General features: G+C 72.0%; 15 protein-coding genes and 1 pseudogene. 12 read left to right on the forward strand and 4 right to left on the reverse strand.

Going from position 1 to position 16,271, the window contains the following annotated elements; translation table 11 throughout:
- Nucleotides 1-85 precede the first annotated feature (85 nt).
- The 4 genes from ABTX60_RS40570 (at nucleotide 86) to ABTX60_RS40585 (ending at nucleotide 5,745) form a co-directional block, all read left to right on the forward strand.
- The gene (locus ABTX60_RS40570) at nucleotides 86-1,447 is read left to right on the forward strand and encodes a sensor histidine kinase (protein WP_352101778.1); all 1,362 of its coding nucleotides are present in this window, start codon (nucleotides 86-88) and stop codon (nucleotides 1,445-1,447) included.
- 461 nt (nucleotides 1,448-1,908) lie between these two features.
- A complete protein-coding gene (locus tag ABTX60_RS40575) occupies nucleotides 1,909-2,568 on the forward strand; it encodes a LuxR C-terminal-related transcriptional regulator (protein WP_352101791.1) in 660 nt (219 codons plus the stop codon).
- A gap of 176 nt (nucleotides 2,569-2,744) precedes the next feature.
- Entirely contained in the window at nucleotides 2,745-4,673 is a 1,929-nt protein-coding gene (locus ABTX60_RS40580) for a 2-oxoacid:acceptor oxidoreductase subunit alpha (RefSeq protein WP_352101779.1), read from the forward strand.
- Nucleotides 4,666-5,745 carry a 2-oxoacid:ferredoxin oxidoreductase subunit beta gene (locus ABTX60_RS40585; RefSeq protein ID WP_352101780.1) on the forward strand — a complete coding sequence of 360 codons (1,080 nt, stop codon included), beginning with the start codon at nucleotides 4,666-4,668 and terminating at the stop codon, nucleotides 5,743-5,745. Before ABTX60_RS40580 ends, ABTX60_RS40585 begins: the two co-directional genes overlap by 8 nt.
- Nucleotides 5,746-5,777: 32 nt before the next feature.
- Here ABTX60_RS40585 and ABTX60_RS40590 read toward each other — a convergent pair whose 3' ends face one another.
- On the reverse strand, nucleotides 5,778-6,158 hold the full coding sequence (locus tag ABTX60_RS40590) for a winged helix-turn-helix transcriptional regulator (protein WP_352101781.1): 381 nt from the start codon (nucleotides 6,156-6,158) through the stop codon (nucleotides 5,778-5,780).
- 91 nt (nucleotides 6,159-6,249) lie between these two features.
- Here ABTX60_RS40590 and ABTX60_RS40595 point away from each other — a divergent pair, with 91 nt between their 5' ends.
- Nucleotides 6,250-7,104, forward strand: coding sequence for an SDR family oxidoreductase (locus ABTX60_RS40595; RefSeq protein WP_352101782.1), 855 nt, complete (start codon nucleotides 6,250-6,252; stop codon nucleotides 7,102-7,104).
- 186 nt (nucleotides 7,105-7,290) lie between these two features.
- Nucleotides 7,291-8,241: an EamA family transporter RarD gene (gene rarD, locus ABTX60_RS40600; protein ID WP_502992492.1), complete on the forward strand. Its 951-nt coding sequence runs from the start codon at nucleotides 7,291-7,293 to the stop codon at nucleotides 8,239-8,241.
- An 80-nt stretch (nucleotides 8,242-8,321) separates the two neighbouring features.
- Here the strand turns inward: rarD and ABTX60_RS40605 are convergent.
- Nucleotides 8,322-9,476: pseudogene (locus ABTX60_RS40605) on the reverse strand (MFS transporter); the annotation flags it as partial.
- Between the two features lie 92 nt (nucleotides 9,477-9,568).
- Between ABTX60_RS40605 and ABTX60_RS40610 the strand changes: the two are divergent.
- Nucleotides 9,569-10,018 carry a winged helix-turn-helix transcriptional regulator gene (locus tag ABTX60_RS40610; RefSeq protein ID WP_352101784.1) on the forward strand — a complete coding sequence of 150 codons (450 nt, stop codon included), beginning with the start codon at nucleotides 9,569-9,571 and terminating at the stop codon, nucleotides 10,016-10,018.
- On the opposite strand, the gene ABTX60_RS40615 is transcribed toward ABTX60_RS40610, so the two are convergent.
- Nucleotides 10,005-10,628, reverse strand: a complete 624-nt coding sequence (locus tag ABTX60_RS40615) for a CGNR zinc finger domain-containing protein (RefSeq protein ID WP_352101785.1) — start codon at nucleotides 10,626-10,628, stop codon at nucleotides 10,005-10,007. The two genes, ABTX60_RS40610 and ABTX60_RS40615, sit on opposite strands and share 14 nt — an antisense overlap.
- Nucleotides 10,629-10,649: 21 nt before the next feature.
- Here ABTX60_RS40615 and ABTX60_RS40620 point away from each other — a divergent pair, with 21 nt between their 5' ends.
- Nucleotides 10,650-11,123 (forward strand): VOC family protein, encoded by a 474-nt coding sequence (locus ABTX60_RS40620; RefSeq protein WP_352101786.1) that lies wholly within the window; start codon nucleotides 10,650-10,652, stop codon nucleotides 11,121-11,123.
- A 152-nt stretch (nucleotides 11,124-11,275) separates the two neighbouring features.
- The gene (locus ABTX60_RS40625; protein WP_352101787.1) at nucleotides 11,276-12,226 is read left to right on the forward strand and encodes a M28 family metallopeptidase; all 951 of its coding nucleotides are present in this window, start codon (nucleotides 11,276-11,278) and stop codon (nucleotides 12,224-12,226) included.
- 21 nt (nucleotides 12,227-12,247) lie between these two features.
- Here ABTX60_RS40625 and ABTX60_RS40630 read toward each other — a convergent pair whose 3' ends face one another.
- Complete coding sequence (locus ABTX60_RS40630; protein WP_352101788.1) at nucleotides 12,248-13,579, reverse strand: tetratricopeptide repeat protein; 1,332 nt, start codon at nucleotides 13,577-13,579, stop codon at nucleotides 12,248-12,250.
- A 159-nt stretch (nucleotides 13,580-13,738) separates the two neighbouring features.
- Here ABTX60_RS40630 and ABTX60_RS40635 point away from each other — a divergent pair, with 159 nt between their 5' ends.
- The 3 genes from ABTX60_RS40635 (at nucleotide 13,739) to ABTX60_RS40645 (ending at nucleotide 16,102) form a co-directional block, all read left to right on the forward strand.
- Nucleotides 13,739-14,239, forward strand: a complete 501-nt coding sequence (locus ABTX60_RS40635; protein ID WP_352101789.1) for a DUF6668 family protein — start codon at nucleotides 13,739-13,741, stop codon at nucleotides 14,237-14,239.
- A 5-nt stretch (nucleotides 14,240-14,244) separates the two neighbouring features.
- Nucleotides 14,245-15,399 carry an amidase gene (locus tag ABTX60_RS40640; protein ID WP_502992491.1) on the forward strand — a complete coding sequence of 385 codons (1,155 nt, stop codon included), beginning with the start codon at nucleotides 14,245-14,247 and terminating at the stop codon, nucleotides 15,397-15,399.
- Nucleotides 15,400-15,520: 121 nt separating this feature from the next.
- A complete protein-coding gene (locus ABTX60_RS40645; protein WP_352101790.1) occupies nucleotides 15,521-16,102 on the forward strand; it encodes a flavodoxin family protein in 582 nt (193 codons plus the stop codon).
- Nucleotides 16,103-16,271: the final 169 nt, after the last annotated feature.

Raw genomic sequence — 16,271 nt, forward strand, 5'->3', positions numbered from 1 at the left:
ACGTACTCCATGGTCCGCCGGCCTGCGGCGGAGCAGGGTGGAGGTACGGGAGCACAGTCGCGGGACGAGGAGAAGGACGGCGCCGATGGCCACGGAGTACGGACAGGGGTACGGGCTCGACGGTGGATCCGGGTTCCCCGGGAGCGCCGAACGGCGGCACCGGCTGCCGGCCGCGCTGCGGGCGCCGGTCGAGGGCCGCACCTGGCGCGAGTTCGCCCATGTGCTGCTCAGCCTGCCGCTCGGCATCCTGATGTTCACCTACGCGGTCACGATGGTGTCGCTGGGGGCAGGGCTGCTGGTCACGTTCATCGGCATTCCGGTGCTGGCGGCGGCGCTCGCCGGGTGCCGCGGTATCGGGGCGCTGGAGCGGACGCGGGCGCGGGCGCTGCTGGGTCTGGAGGTGGGCGAGCCGGACCCGCTGCGGATGGTCAGGCCGGGGGCGATGGCCTGGATGGGGGCCGTCCTCAAGAGCGGAGCCTCGTGGCGGGCCCTGCTGTACGCGGTGCTGCAGCTGCCCTGGGCGGTGTTCTCGTTCGTCGTCGCCGTGAACGTGTGGGTGCTGGGCTGGGGGCTGCTGACGTACCCGCTGTGGTTCTGGGCGCTCCCGATGCACGCCGGGCCGGACGGGTTCCAGCTGTACAGCGACGGGACGCCGGGTGTCCGCCTCGACAACCCCTTCGAGATCACGGTGACCGCGCTGGTGGGGCTGCTGTTCACGATCGCCGCGCCGTGGATCGTGCGGGCGCTGACGATGGTGGACCGGCTGCTGGTGCACGGGCTGCTCGGGCCGTCGCGGCTGGCCTCGCGGGTGGTGGAGCTGGAGTCGGACCGGGGGGTCGTGGTGGACACGGCCGCCGCGGACCTGCGGCGCATCGAGCGGGATCTGCACGACGGGGCTCAGGCCCGGCTGGTGGCGCTGGCCATGGATCTGGGGCTGGCGAAGGAGAAGCTCCATGAGGACCCGCGGGCGGCCGCGCGGATGGTGGACGAGGCGCACGGCGAGGTGAAGACGGCGCTGCAGGAGCTGCGGGACCTGGCACGGGGGATCCATCCGGCCGTGCTGACGGACCGGGGGCTGGACGCGGCGCTGTCGGCGGTGGCCTCGCGCTGCACGGTCCCGGTGCAGGTCGAGGTCGATCTGGCGGAGCGGCCGGCGCCGGCGATCGAGGGGATCGCGTACTTCACGGTGTCGGAGCTGCTGCAGAACATCAGCAAGCACGCGCGGGCCACGTGGGCCGGCGTGGAGGTGTGGCGGACGGAGAACCGGCTGATGCTGCAGGTCGTGGACAACGGCGTGGGCGGGGCCGAGGTGTCCGGGGGGTCGGGTCTGGCCGGGTTGGCGGACCGGCTGGACGCGGTGGACGGGATCCTGGTGGTGGACTCGCCGGCGGGCGGGCCCACCCGGGTGACCGCGGAGTTGCCGTGGCGGGGCGCGCAGGTGCGGTGACCTCCGGCCGGGGGCCGGTGCCGGGGCTCCGCCCCGGTGACCCGCCAGGGGTTCCGCCCCGTGGCCCCCCGGCCTTCGCCCCTACCCACCACCCGACACCCGACACGGTGGGACAGAAAGCAAGGCCCCCTCGCCCGACCGGTGGGAGCAGACACCGCCCGGACGAGAAGGCACCCCCGGACGGGCAGGCACCGCCCGGACGAGAAGGCACAGGCCGGACGGGCAGGCACCGCCCGGACGGGAAAGCAAGGCGCCGGCCGGACAAGAAGGCACAGGCCGGACGAAGAAGGCAGGGTCGCCTGCCGTCCCCTCCCGATTCCCTCGGACAAGAAGCCGCTCCTACCCCCATCCACCCCCCGGCCCTGAAATGCTGGACCCGTCGCACGGGAGGGCGCGCAGCCGTTGTGGGCTGCGGACGGGCGGCAGCGGGCTGTGGGGGGCCGGACATCGTGGAGGACAGGGTGCGGGTGGTCATCGCCGAGGATTCAGTGCTGCTCAGGGAGGGCCTGACCCGGCTGCTGACCGACCGGGGGCACGACGTCGTCGCCGGTGTGGGTGACGGCGTGGCACTGATCAAGACCATCACGGAGCTGGACGCGCAGGGCGAGCTGCCCGACGTGGTCGTGGCGGACGTCCGTATGCCGCCGACGCACACCGACGAGGGGGTGCGGGCGGCGGTGCAGCTGCGCAAGGCCCACCCGGGGCTCGGGGTGCTGGTGCTGTCGCAGTACGTGGAGGAGCGCTACGCCACGGAGCTGCTCGCGGGATCCAGCCGGGGTGTCGGCTACCTGCTGAAGGACCGGGTCGCCGAGGTGCGGGAGTTCGTGGACGCGGTGGTGCGGGTGGCCGAGGGCGGTACGGCGCTCGACCCGGAGGTGGTCGCGCAGCTGCTGGGCCGCAGCCGCAAGCAGGACGTGCTGGCGGGGCTCACCCCGAGGGAGCGTGAGGTGCTGGGTCTGATGGCCGAGGGACGGACGAACTCGGCGATCGCGCGGCAGCTCGTGGTCAGTGACGGGGCGGTCGAGAAGCACGTCAGCAACATCTTCCTGAAGCTGGGGCTGTCCCCGAGCGAGGGCGACCACCGCAGGGTCCTGGCCGTGCTGACGTATCTCAACTCCTGACGTTCACGATCCCCGACCCCGGAAACCCGGACAAAGACGGACGCATAGCCATACCGAAGTCGTGTCCAAGATGCGAATGACCCGAAGAACGCGACCTCTGCGGTCGTAGTGTTGATCCTGGGAAGGTCTGCGGGAAGGCCTGTCCCGGACAGCGTCCTCGAGGGAGGTCCAGTTCAGTGACCAGCCAGGTCAGTAGCCCAGCGGAGCAGGCCGACGAAGCAGTCGTAGGAGAGCAGCGCAAAGCGACGGGCGCGAAGGACGTACGTCGCCTCGACCGGGTGATCATCAGGTTCGCGGGGGACTCGGGTGACGGCATGCAGCTCACCGGTGACCGTTTCACCTCGGAGACCGCGTCGTTCGGCAACGACCTGTCGACGCTGCCGAACTTCCCGGCCGAGATCAGGGCGCCCGCCGGGACCCTGCCGGGTGTGTCGTCCTTCCAGTTGCACTTCGCCGACCACGACATCCTCACGCCCGGTGACGCGCCGAACGTGCTGGTGGCGATGAACCCGGCCGCGCTGAAGGCCAACATCGGCGACCTGCCGCGCGGCGCCGAGGTGATCGTCAACACGGACGAGTTCACCCAGCGGGCGATGAAGAAGGTCGGCTACGAGACGTCTCCGCTGGAGGACGGGTCGCTGGACGGCTACCACCTGCACACGGTGCCGCTGACCACGCTCACGGTCGAGGCGCTCAAGGAGTTCGACCTCAGCCGCAAGGAGGCCGAGCGCAGCAAGAACATGTTCGCGCTGGGCCTGCTGAGCTGGATGTACCACCGGCCCACCGAGGGCACGGAGAGGTTCCTGAAGTCGAAGTTCGCGAAGAAGCCCGATATCGCGGCGGCCAACATCGCGGCGTTCCGGGCCGGCTGGAACTTCGGCGAGACGACGGAGGACTTCGCCGTCTCCTACGAGGTCGCCCCGGCGGCCACGGCGTTCCCGCCGGGTGTGTACCGCAACATCTCCGGCAACCTCGCCCTGTCGTACGGGCTGGTCGCGGCGAGCCGGCAGGCGGATCTGCCGCTGTACCTGGGGTCGTACCCGATCACTCCGGCCTCGGACATCCTGCACGAGCTGAGCAAACACAAGAACTTCGGCGTGCGGACCTTCCAGGCGGAGGACGAGATCGCAGGCATCGGGGCCGCGCTGGGCGCGGCCTTCGGTGGTTCGCTTGCCGTGACCACGACGAGCGGCCCGGGTGTGGCGCTGAAGTCGGAGACGATCGGCCTCGCGGTCTCGCTGGAGCTGCCGCTGCTGATCGTGGACATCCAGCGCGGCGGTCCCTCGACGGGTCTGCCCACCAAGACCGAGCAGGCGGACCTGCTGCAGGCGATGTACGGGCGCAACGGCGAGGCTCCGGTGCCGGTGGTCGCGCCGCGCACTCCGGCGGACTGCTTCGACGCCGCGCTGGAGGCGGCGCGGATCGCGCTGACGTACCGCACGCCGGTGTTCCTGCTGTCCGACGGCTATCTGGCCAACGGCTCCGAGCCGTGGCGGATCCCGGACGTCGAGGAGCTGCCGGACCTGCGGGTGCAGTTCGCGCAGGGCCCGAACCACACGATGGACGACGGCTCCGAGGTGTTCTGGCCGTACAAGCGGGACCCGCAGACCCTGGCCCGCCCGTGGGCGATCCCGGGCACACCGGGTCTGGAGCACCGCATCGGCGGCATCGAGAAGCAGGACGGCACGGGCAACATCTCCTACGACCCGGCCAACCACGACTTCATGGTGCGCACCCGGCAGGCGAAGATCGACGGCATCGACGTCCCGGACATCGCGGTGGACGATCCCCACGGGGCGAAGACGCTGGTCCTGGGCTGGGGCTCGACGTACGGGCCGATCACGGCGGCGGTGAGGCGGCTGCGCAGGGCCGGGGAGTCCGTCGCGCAGGCGCATCTGCGCCATCTCAACCCCTTCCCGCGGAATCTGGGTTCCGTGCTGGAGCGTTACGACAAGGTGGTGATCCCCGAGATGAACCTCGGGCAGCTCGCCACGCTCATCCGGGCGAAGTACCTGGTCGACGCCCACTCGTACACCCAGGTCAACGGCATGCCGTTCAAGGCGGAGCAGCTCGCCGCGGCGCTGAAGGAGGCCATCGATGGCTGAGACGTCCACGCACGGCACGGGCACCATCGAGTCGCTGTCCCTCGTCCCCAAGGCCGAGGGCAGGCAGTCGATGAAGGACTTCAAGTCCGACCAGGAAGTGCGCTGGTGCCCCGGCTGCGGCGACTACGCCATCCTCGCCGCGGTGCAGGGCTTCATGCCGGAGCTGGGGCTGGCGAAGGAGAACATCGTCTTCGTCTCGGGCATCGGCTGCTCGTCGCGCTTCCCGTACTACATGAACACCTACGGGATGCACTCCATCCACGGCCGCGCGCCCGCCATCGCCACGGGGCTCGCCAGCTCCCGCCGGGACCTGTCGGTGTGGGTCGTCACGGGTGACGGCGACGCGCTGTCCATCGGGGGCAACCACCTGATCCACGCGCTGCGCCGCAACGTCAACCTCAAGATCCTGCTGTTCAACAACCGGATCTACGGTCTGACCAAGGGCCAGTACTCGCCGACCTCCGAGGTCGGGAAGATCACGAAGTCGACGCCGATGGGTTCGCTGGACGCGCCGTTCAACCCGGTGTCGCTGGCGCTCGGCGCGGAGGCGTCCTTCGTGGCGCGGACGGTGGACTCGGACCGCAAGCACCTGACGGAGGTGCTGCGCCAGGCCTCCGCCCACCAGGGCACGGCGTTGATCGAGATCTACCAGAACTGCAACATCTTCAACGACGGCGCCTTCGACGCCCTGAAGGACAAGCAGCAGGCCGAGGAGGCCGTGATCCGGCTGGAGCACGGCAAGCCGATCCGCTTCGGCAGCGATCTGTCCAAGGGTGTGGTCCGGGATCCGCTGACCGGTGATCTGAAGGTGGTCGCGGTGACGCCGGACAACGAGGACCGGGTGCTCGTCCACGACGCGCACTCCCCGTCTCCGACCACGGCGTTCGCGCTGTCCCGGCTCGCCGATCCGGACACCCTGCACCACACCCCGATCGGTGTCCTGCGCTCGGTCGAGCGGCCCGTCTACGACACGCAGATGGCCGATCAGCTCGACACCGCGATCGAGCAGCACGGCAAGGGCGACCTGGGCGCGCTGCTGGCGGGCGGCGACACCTGGACGGTCGTGGGCTGACCCGCCGGACAGCCACCCGAGGCCCGGGACCGCTAGGAGGCGGCCCGGGCCTCGTCGTACGTCTGCCGCGCCTTCTCCACGTCGTCCATCCGGTCGCGCGTCCACTGCGACAGGGCGCGCACCTGCTGGGCGGCCTCGCGGCCCAGGCCGGTGAGGGAGTAGTCGACGCGCGGCGGGATGACGGGCTTGGCGTCGCGGTGGACGAGTCCGTCCCGCTCCAGGGTCTGGAGGGTCTGCGTGAGCATCTTCTCGCTCACGGCCCAGCTGCCGTATCCGCTGATCGTCCGGCGCAGCTCGCTGAACCGGTACGGGCGGTCCAGGAGCGCGATCAGGACGAGCACGCCCCAGCGGCTGGTCACGTGCTCCAGGACCAGCCGGTACGGGCACAGGGCTTCTTTGTCACTTACCGCCATGCCAGTACCTTACTTCAAAGTGGGTACTTTCGAAGAGTTAGCGCCCGCCTTAGGGTTAGTTACAACGCACCCCACAAGGAGAGTCCTCACCATGAGCATCGTCGTCACCGGAGCCACCGGAAACCTCGGCCGTCACGTCGTGGAGCAGCTGCTGGAGAAGGTCCCGGCCGAGCAGATCACCGCGGTCGTGCGCAACGCGGACAAGGCCACCGACTTCGCCGACCGCGGTGTGAAGATCGCCCTCGCCGACTACAACACCCCCGCCTCGTTCGACGGCCTCTTCTCCGCCGGCGACAAGGTGCTGCTGGTCTCCGGCAACGAGTTCGACAAGGGCCGTGTGCAGCAGCACAAGGTCGTCATCGACGCCGCCAAGGCCGCCGGCGTCGCCCTGCTCGCCTACACCAGCGCCCCCGGCACCCTGACCGCCGCGCTCGCCGACGACCACCGCGGCACCGAGGAGATCCTGCTGGACTCCGGGGTGCCCTACGCGCTGCTGCGCAACGGCTGGTACCACGAGAACTACACCGAGAACCTCGCCCCGGTGCTGGAGCACAACGCGGTCGTCGCCGCGGCCGGCGAGGGCAGGCTCTCCTCCGCCTCCCGCGCCGACTACGCCGCCGCCGCCGTCGCCGTGCTGACCGGCGAGGGACACGAGAACAAGACGTACGAGCTGGGCGGCGACACCCCGTGGAGCTTCGCCGAGTACGCGGCGGAGCTGAGCCGTCAGACCGGCAAGGAGATCACCTACAGCGCCGTCTCCCCCGACACCCTCGTCGGCATCCTGACGGGCGCGGGTCTGCCCGAGCCGTTCGCCCGGACCCTCGCCGGTGTGGACGTCTCCATCGAGAAGGGCGAGCTGGTCGTCTCCAGCGGTGACCTGTCCCGCCTGACCGGCCGCCCGACCACCCCGCTCTCCGAGGCCATCGCCGCCGCGCTCAAGGGCTGACACCACCCTCCCGTGCGCCACCCCCGGCTGTCATGACCGTATGCCGATACGGGCATGACAGCCGGGGGCGCTCGGCGTTACCGTCGTGAACGCGGACGCAGGCCAGGCGCGAAGGAGGGGCACGTGAGCGGCAAGCCGAGGGGTGAGCGGCACATAGGACTGCTGAACGGCTTCGCGGCCTACGGGATGTGGGGGCTCGTCCCCCTGTTCTGGCCCCTGCTGAAGCCGGCCGGCGCGGCGGAGATCCTGGCCCACAGGATGGTGTGGTCGCTGGTCTTCGTGGGCGCCGCCCTGCTGGTGCTGCGCCGCTGGGCATGGGCCGGTGAGCTGGTGAGGCAGCCCCGCAAGCTGGCGCTGATCACGGTCGCCGCGGCGGTCATCACCGTCAACTGGGGCCTGTACATCTGGTCCGTGAACTCCGGGCACGTCGTCGAGGCCTCGCTCGGGTACTTCATCAACCCGCTGGTCACCATCGCGATGGGCGTGCTGCTGCTCAAGGAGCGGCTGCGGCCGGTGCAGTGGGCGGCGGTCGGGACCGGCTGCGCGGCGGTCGTCGTGCTGACCATCGGCTACGGCCGGCCCCCGTGGATCTCGCTCTGCCTCGCGTTCTCGTTCGCCACGTACGGGCTGGTGAAGAAGAAGGTGGGCCTCGGCGGCATCGAGTCGCTGGCCGCCGAGACCGCGATCCAGTTCCTGCCCGCGCTCGGCTTCCTGGTCTGGCTCTCCGCGCAGGGCGGCTCCACCTTCGCGACCGAGGGCATGGGGCACGCGGCGCTGCTCGCCTCGGCCGGCATCGTCACCGCGCTCCCCCTGGTCTGCTTCGGCGCGGCCGCCATCCGCGTGCCGCTGTCCACCATCGGCCTGCTGCAGTACCTGACGCCGGTCTTCCAGTTCCTGCTCGGCATCCTCTACTTCCACGAGGAGATGCCGCCGGAGCGCTGGGCCGGGTTCGCGCTGGTCTGGCTGGCATTGACACTGCTGACCTGGGACGCGTTGCGCACCGCCCGCCGGGCCTCCCGGACACTCACCAGCGAGACCAGCGTGCCCAGCACCACCAGCGCGACCGGCACGGCCAGTGCCGCGCGGAACGCCGAGAGCGTGGCCTCCGGACCGGACCCGGTGGACGCCAGGCCGTAGACCGCGGTCACCGCCGAGATGCCGATGGCGGAGCCGAACTGCGTCGCCGTGGCCAGCAGCCCGCCGGCCAGGCCCTGCTCCGACTCGGCCACCCCGTCCGTCGCCGCGATCGTCAGCGGCCCGTAGGCCAGGGCGAAGGCGAAACCCGCGAGGAGCAGCGTCGGGAACATAGCGGCGTACGACCAGTCCATGCCGACCGGCAGGAACAGCGCGTACGCGGTCACGGCCAGGACGAACCCGCCGGCGATCACCCGGGCGTTGCCCCAGCGTGCGACCAGTCTCGGCGTGAGCGTCGGCGCGAGGACGGCGTCGATGCCCATGACGACCAGGGCCACCGCCGTCTGCAGGGACGACCAGCCGCGCAGTTCCTGCAGGTAGAGCGTGACGACGAACTGGAAGCCGAAGAAGGCGCCGAGGAAGAGCAGCGCCCCCAGGTCGGCGCGCACGACCGGGCCCTGGCGCAGCAGACCGAGCCGGACCAGCGGGTCGGGGCAGCGGCGTTCGACCGCGACGAAGGCGCCGGCCAGCAGGGCGGCCGCGAGTCCGGAGGCCAGGGTGAGCGGCCAGTGGCGCAGGCCGTGTTCCAGGCGTACGACGGTGTAGGCGGCCAGCAGCATGGCGCCGGCGGCGGTGATCGCACCGGGGAGGTCGAAGGTGCGCCGGAGCTTCGGCGGGGCGTCCCGCCGGGGGATCAGGCGTACGGCGGCGAGGAGCAGGGCGGCGGCCAGCAGCACGGGGGCGAAGAACACCCAGCGCCAGCCGACCTCGGTGAGCAGACCGCCGATCACCAGGCCGAGGGAGAAGCCGGCCGCGCCCGTCCCGGCGAAGATCAGCAGGGCCTTGTTGCGCTGCGGGCCCTCCTCGTACGACGTGGTGATCAGGGAGAGGGCGGCCGGGGTCATGAAGGCGGCGGCGACGCCCGTGACGAACCGGGCGACGATCAGCATCCAGCCGTCCGTCGCGAAACCGCCGAGCCCCGAGAAGGCGAGGAAGACGGTCAGCCAGAGCAGGAACATCCGCCGCCGTCCGAGCAGGTCGGCGGCGCGCCCGCCCAGCAGGGTGAAGCCGGCGTAGCCGAGCACGTAGCCGCTCATGACCCAGGCCGCGGTGCCGGTGGACAGGTCCAGATCGGCACGGACGGCCGGTATCGCCACCGCCATCATGGCGACGTCGATGCCTTCGAGGAAGATCGTTCCGCACAGAACGAGCAGTAGCGCCCAGGCACGGGTGCCCATGAGTCAACACTCCTCCGGTCGGGGGCGGTTACGCAACCGAGGGTCGGTTCCCTCTTGTAACCAAGGCCCACCCTGCGGCAGCATCGACGGACATGGAAGAAGGCACTTCGAAGTCACCGAGTCACTGCCGGAGCACCGTGGACTACGGCGATGCCGATCCCTTCCAGTGGGACACGCGCGAGGACTGCCAGGTCCGGCAGATCCTCGACCGGATCGCCGACAAGTGGTCGCTGCTGGTCATCGCGCTGCTGGAGAACCGGCGGCTGCGCTTCACGGAGTTGCGCCGGGAGATCGACGGGGTCAGCCAGCGGATGCTGACCGTGACCCTGCGCTCGCTGGAGCGGGACGGTCTGGTGAAACGGACGGTGTACCCGGTGGTGCCGCCGCGCGTCGAGTACGAGCTGACCTCCCTCGGCAGGACGCTGCACGCCACGATCCAGTCCCTGGTGACCTGGACGGAGACACACCAGGAGGAGATCGCGGCGGCCCGCACCGAGTACGACACCCGCGCGGCGGAGGCCGCGGACGCTACGGCTTCGTAGGAGCGTGGCGGGTCCGGTGCACCCGGGCCTTCTCGCGGTTCCCGCAGTGCTCCATCGCGCACCAGCGGCGGCGGCCCGGGCGGGATGTGTCGACGAAGAGCAGGTAGCAGTTGTGCGCGCCGCACTCCCGGACGCGGTCGGCGTAGGGCCCGGTGAACAGCTCGATCGCGTCTTGGGCGACGGTCGCGAGCAGCCGGGTGCCCGTGGCGCCCGGGGCCCAGGAACGGGTGCCGCCGGGCTCGATGCGGGCGATGAGCGGGGGCGCGGCCGCGGCGGTGTTGACGATGTCCAGGTGGGCGGCCCGCAGGGGGCGGCCGTGAGCGCGGTCGGCGGCCAGCAGGAACACGGCGTCGCGCAGGGCGCGGGCCCGCTGCAGTTCCTCCGCGGAGACGGTGAGGTCGAGTCCGTCCGGCAGCCGGCTGCGCCCCGCCCAGGCGATCAGGTCGGCGGGTTCGTGGAGCACTTCCCAGCGGGCGAAGGCCCCGGGGCCGCCCGTCGTCGTCAGTTCCAGGCACAGGGTGCCGGGGTCGAAGCGGTAGGGCTTGCCCCCGCCCGGGACCAGCGTCAGGCCCGGCGTCCGGTCCGGCGTTTCCCCTGCGCGTCCACTCACCTAACCAGTATAAGTGGTTACATGACGCAGACACCCGCATCGCCCACGCCTGTGCACTGGAAACTCGTCATCGACGCCGACGACCCGCACGCGCAAGCCGACTTCTGGGCCGCCGCCCTGAGGTACGAGGTCGAGGACAACAGCGCCCTGATCGGGAAGCTGCTCGGTTTCGGCGCGCTGCCCGAGGAGGCCACGGTCGAGTTCCACGGCCGCCGCGCCTTCAAGGACCTGGTCGCCGTACGGCACCCCGAGGACCCGTTCGAGGAGGAGAGCGGGACCGGACTGGGGCGGCGGCTGCTGTTCCAGCGGGTGCCGGAGGCGAAGACGGTCAAGAACCGGCTGCACCTCGATCTGCACCCGGGCGCGGGGCGGCGTGACGAGGAGGTCGCCCGGCTGGAGGGACTCGGGGCCAGTGCGCTGCGGCGGGTGAAGGAGCAGGGCGGCGAGTGGGTCGTGATGGCGGACCCGGAGGGGAACGAGTTCTGCGTGCAGTGACCCGGGCTGCGGAGGCCGGCCCTCCGTAACGCCCTGGCCGGATAAGGACCTTGACGGAGAGTCAGTACCAGCTTCACCATCCAGGCACCCCATTCACTGTGGGCGGCCCGTGGACACCCCACGGGCCTCCTGACGGAATCCGGAGCCCCCACATGAAGCTCTCCGTTTCCGCGCGCGCCGTCGCCGCGGGCGGCATGGCAACAGCCATGCTCCTGACCGGCGGTGCCGTGGCGGACGCCGCGTCATCCGCTCCCTCCAGATCCGCCGCCGCGCCGGACATCCCCGTGGCGAACGTCAAGACCCACCTGTCCCAGCTGCAGTCCATAGCCACCGCCAACGGCGGCAACCGGGCGCACGGCCGGGCCGGCTACAAGGCCTCGCTCGAATACATCAAGGCCAAGCTGGACGCGGCCGGATACACCACCACGATCCAGCAGTTCACCGCCTCCAGCCGCACCGGCTACAACCTGATCGCCGACTGGCCGGGCGGCGACGCGAACCAGGTCGTGATGGCCGGCTCGCACCTCGACAGCGTCACCTCCGGGCCCGGCATCAACGACAACGGCTCGGGCTCCGCCGCCGTCCTGGAGACCGCCCTGGCCGTGTCCCGGGCGCAGTACAAGCCCACCAAGCACCTGCGGTTCGCCTGGTGGGGAGCGGAGGAGCTCGGCCTGGTCGGCTCCCGGTACTACGTCAACCGGCTGGCCACCGGCGACCGTTCGAAGATCAGCGCCTATCTGAACTTCGACATGATCGGCTCCCCGAACCCCGGTTACTTCGTCTACGACGACGACCCGGCGATCGAGAAGACCTTCAAGGACTACTTCGGCGGCATCGGCGTCCCGACCGAGATCGAGACCGAGGGCGACGGCCGCTCCGACCACGCGCCGTTCAAGAGCGCGGGTGTGCCGGTGGGCGGCCTGTTCACCGGGGCCAGCCGGACGAAGACGGCGGCGCAGGCGGCCAAGTGGGGCGGTACGGCGGGGCAGTCCTTCGACCGCTGCTACCACTCGTCCTGCGACACCACCGCCAACATCAACGACACCGCCCTGAACCGCAACAGCGACGCCCTCGCGTACGCGGTGTGGGGGCTGTCCGAGTAGCCCCCACCCGGGGCGGCGCGCCTACTGCCTGCGGGCGCGTTCGGTGAGGCGGCCCATGCGGGCGCGGGCCGACTCCAGCCGCTCGACCTCCTCGGCGGCCGGGCCGCCCTCGGCGGCGAGCTCCGTCCACAGGCCGATCAGGTCGCGCCCGAGCTCCAGCCCGAGCGCCGGGTCGCGCACCGCCCGCCAGGCGGTGGCCGCGCTCTCCACGTTGCCGTAGGCGGCCTCCGCGTCGCCGGCCCGGCGGTGGGCACCGGCCAGGTCGAGTGACAGGCGGCAGGCGCGGAGCGGATCACCGGCCAAGTAGGCGATGTACGCGGTGAGTTCGCTGAGCCGGAGCACCTCGGGGTGCTCCGGCCCCAGCGTTCCCGACGCCTGCACGAGGGTCTGCTCCGCGAGGCCCGCGGCCTCTTCGATCCTGCCCTCCTTCACCGCCTCGTTGATCCGCGCGATCGGCTCCGCGAGGAGCGCGGGCGCGACGGAATCGCCCGGGGCGGTGAGGGGTTCGTCCCCGAGCACGGCCTCCGCGACGGCGTCGAAGCCGCGGGGAGGCGTGGGCTTGGGGTCGGGGTCGGCGGCGATCAGGGCGTCTTCGGGGACCGGGGCGGGTCGCGGAGCCGGCCGGGCCTCGGGGACGGGGAGCGGCCGCGCGTCCATGGGCGGGGGCGGGCCGAACGCACCGGTGGGCGGCGCGACGGTGCCGGGCGGCATCGCCGGACCGGGGGCCGGGGGCGCGTCTTCCGGCGTGGCTTCCTTCGACTCCGGTACGGCCCGCAGCTCGAACGTCGGTACGACTTCCTCAGTCGGCTGCGGCTCGGGCACGGCCCGCAGCCGGAAGGTCGGGGCCGAGCCACGACCGCGGTCCGGCACGGGACGCAGCACGTGCGTGGCGCTGTCACCGGGCGGGTGCGGCGGCTCGGAGGGCGGGGCCATGGCACCGCTGCTCCGGGCGTGCTGCGGCTCGGGCGGGGTCGTGGCGCCCACGTCTCGGGCGTGCTGCGGCTCGGGCGGGGCCGTGGCGACCGGCTCGGCCGTGAAGTGGCTGGAGCCGTCCGGGTCGACCTGGAGCGGGACGACGTAACCGATGCGCTCGTCGCGGATCGTCGCGAGGACGGGATGGCCGGTGGCGAGGGCGATGTGGTGGAGGCGGTTCAGGACGGCCCGCTGGATCTCCTCGCCGGGAGCCGCGAAGACCGGGACCCCGCCGACGGAGGCGCCGTCGGACATCCCACCGGCTCCCCCGCCCACGTCCGTGCCCGCCCCGGGGACATGGACGTCGATCGGCGCCGCCGGGGTCGCCGCGTGCGCGGCCTGCTTGTGTTCCCGCTTCTTCTCGCGGCTGAGTCGCGACATCGTCCCCTCATTCGGCGCCGTACACCTACTGTCGAGTGTGTCCGCTCGCCCCCGTTTCTCACGTCACCACGGTGTCACAGGCTCGTCCCAAGGGCCGTCGGCCCCGGCGCGGTCGTCGGAGAGGGCATGAGAACCGGGCGTACGAGGGAGGAGAGGAGCATGCGCACAGGCATGCGAAAGGGGCCGGAGATCTGGCTGCGCGGTCCGGTGACCCCGGAGCCGGGGCTGCCGGAGCCCGCCCACGCCCATGCCGCGGCACGACGTTTCTCCTGGGTCGGCACGCACGGCGGCGCGGGCGTCTCCACCCTCGCCGCGGTCTACGGGGGCCATGACAGCGGACGGTCCTGGCCCGGACCCGGCGACCCCCCGTCGGTGCTGCTGGTCGCGCGGACCCACGCGACGGGACTCGACAGGGTCGCCGGAGTGGTGGAGCTCTTCCGTCGCGGCCAGGCCCCGCCGGGGCTCGACCTGGACGCCGTCGTCCTCGTGGCGGACGCGCCGGGCCGGCTGCCGCGCCCGCTCGCCCAGCGGGTGAGATCGCTGGAGTCGGTGATCGACGTGTACCGCGTGCCGTGGGTGACGTCCTGGCGGCTCGGCGAGCCGGGCCACCCGCCGCGCGAGACGGAGGCCCTGGCCCGGCTGACGGGAGCGGCACGCTGACGGCCGTGCCGCTGTCGGCCGTACCGCTGTCGGCCGGGGAGATCGCGGCGGGCGTACGGGCCCGGGAGCTGCGCGCGACCGACGTGGTCGCGGCGGCCCTGGACCGGATCGAGCGGGCCGATCCGCAGCTGTGCGCGTTCGTCGAGGTGTGGGGTGAGGAGGCGTTGCGGCGGGCCGGCGAGGTGGACGCCCTGCTCGACCGGCGGGGCGCGGATGCGTCCCTGCCGCTGGCCGGTGTGCCGATCGCGGTGAAGGGGCGCAACGGGCTGCGTGCGGCGGGTCCGCTGCTCGCGGCCGGTGGTGTGGCCGTGGGTGCCACGTCCGTGCCCGGGCCGGGGACACCGTGGCAGACGTGGGGGCTCGGGGCCCGGGGCCGGACCGTCAATCCGTGGCGGGCCGACCGTACGCCGGGCGGCTCGTCGGCCGGGGCCGCGGTGGCCGTGGCGGCCGGGCTGGTGCCGCTGGCGACGGGAAGCGACGGAGCCGGTTCGGTGCGGATACCGGCGGCGTGGTGCGGGGTGGTCGGCCTGAAGACGACGAACGGGCGGTTGCCGTCGGCCGACCGGACGGGGCTCGCCGTACCGGGGGTGCTCGCCCGCTCGGCGGCGGACGCCGGGCTGTGGTGGGCGGTGAGGGCCGAGGAGCCGGTGGCGGCCGAAGCGGCCCTTCCCGTCACCGCCGTCTGGTCCCCCGACCTCGGGTTCGCCGGACCCGATCCGGAGCCCGTGGCGCTGGCGCGGGCCGCGGTGGAGCGGCTCGAGGCGGCAGGGGTCGTCCGGCTCGGGCGGCCGCGGAGGCCGCTGCGGCTGGCGGACCCCGGGCCGGCCTGGCTCGCCCTGCGCACTCCCGGTGCCGATCCGGCCGGGGCCGAGCGTGTCCGGGCGGAGAACGACCGGCGGCTCGCCGGAGTCTTCGGCGAGGCCGAGCTGTTGCTGACCCCGACGGCACCCACCGCCCCGCATGGCCACGAGGGGCCCGGGGATCACTACTCCACCTCTCTCACCTGGTCGTTCAACCTCAGCGGGCACCCTGCGCTGAGTCTGCCCGCGGGCTTCGGAGCCGACGGCTGCCCGGCCGGACTCCAGCTGGTGGCGCAGCGCGGGCGGGAGGCACTGCTGCTGGCCGTGGCGCGGGCGGCGGAGACACGCGTCGAAGGCTGACACCCGGGCGGAGATCCCAGGTGCACATCCCTGACGGACACCCCTTGGCACATTTACTTGCGTACGCATATGATGCACACGCGTGTAATTGACGTACGCCGAGTTTCCAGAGGGGCACCCCATGACCCGCCGTTTCCTTTTCGTCCTGGGCAGCGCTCGCGCCGAGGGCAACTCCGAGCTGCTGGCCCGCCGGGCAGCCGAGCAACTGCCCCCGGACGTCGAGCAGGAGTGGCTGGACCTCACCGACCATCCGGTGCCGGACTTCGAGGACCTGCGGCACGACAGCGACCACGTTCGCCCGACCGGGGGCAACGTGGCCCGGCTGCTCGACGCCACGCTCGCGGCGACGGACATCGTGATCGTCTCGCCGCTGTACTGGTACTCGGTCTCCGCGCAGACCAAGCGCTACCTGGACTACTGGTCGGGCTGGCTGCGCACGCCCGGCCTCGACTTCAAGGCGACCCTGGCCGGCCGCACCCTGTGGGGCGTCACCGCCCTGGCGCACACGGAGGAGGTGGTCGCCGACCCGCTCGTCGGGACGCTCCACAACTCGGCGGCGTACATGGGGATGCGCTTCGGCGGGGTGCTGCTCGGCAACGGCAGCAAGCCCGGTGACGTGCTGACCGACGACACGGCCCTGACCCGCGCCAAGACCTTCTTCGCGCAGGAGGCGCCCCTGGCCAGGTTCCTGTACGAGGACTGAGCGCTAGGTCGTGTCCGCAAAGTCCCGCCTGCCCCACGACGCCTCGCACGCACTCTCGCCGCACCGGACGAAGACCCAAGTACATCCAGTACGAGGGACTCCGCCCGGCACGCCGAGAGCACGCACCAGACGCCGCGGGGCCCGCCCTCCGGGCGGACGACGGGACTTT

The sequence above is a fragment of the Streptomyces sp. NPDC126510 genome (genome assembly GCF_040302345.1).
Taxonomy (GTDB): Bacteria; Actinomycetota; Actinomycetes; order Streptomycetales; family Streptomycetaceae; genus Streptomyces.

What these genes read in the sequence shown, in the direction of transcription:
- ABTX60_RS40585 (WP_352101780.1), top strand. Translation starts at nt 4,666, where the DNA reads ATGGCTGAGACGTCCACGCACGGCACGGGCACCATCGAGTCGCTGTCC.
- ABTX60_RS40645 (WP_352101790.1), top strand. Translation starts at nt 15,521, where the DNA reads ATGACCCGCCGTTTCCTTTTCGTCCTGGGCAGCGCTCGCGCCGAGGGC.
- rarD (WP_502992492.1), top strand. Translation starts at nt 7,291, where the DNA reads ATGTGGGGGCTCGTCCCCCTGTTCTGGCCCCTGCTGAAGCCGGCCGGC.
- ABTX60_RS40610 (WP_352101784.1), top strand. Translation starts at nt 9,569, where the DNA reads ATGGAAGAAGGCACTTCGAAGTCACCGAGTCACTGCCGGAGCACCGTG.
- ABTX60_RS40570 (WP_352101778.1), top strand. Translation starts at nt 86, where the DNA reads ATGGCCACGGAGTACGGACAGGGGTACGGGCTCGACGGTGGATCCGGG.
- ABTX60_RS40620 (WP_352101786.1), top strand. Translation starts at nt 10,650, where the DNA reads ATGACGCAGACACCCGCATCGCCCACGCCTGTGCACTGGAAACTCGTC.
- ABTX60_RS40590 (WP_352101781.1), bottom strand. Translation starts at nt 6,158, where the DNA reads ATGGCGGTAAGTGACAAAGAAGCCCTGTGCCCGTACCGGCTGGTCCTG.
- ABTX60_RS40630 (WP_352101788.1), bottom strand. Translation starts at nt 13,579, where the DNA reads ATGTCGCGACTCAGCCGCGAGAAGAAGCGGGAACACAAGCAGGCCGCG.
- ABTX60_RS40595 (WP_352101782.1), top strand. Translation starts at nt 6,250, where the DNA reads ATGAGCATCGTCGTCACCGGAGCCACCGGAAACCTCGGCCGTCACGTC.
- ABTX60_RS40635 (WP_352101789.1), top strand. Translation starts at nt 13,739, where the DNA reads ATGCGCACAGGCATGCGAAAGGGGCCGGAGATCTGGCTGCGCGGTCCG.
- ABTX60_RS40625 (WP_352101787.1), top strand. Translation starts at nt 11,276, where the DNA reads ATGAAGCTCTCCGTTTCCGCGCGCGCCGTCGCCGCGGGCGGCATGGCA.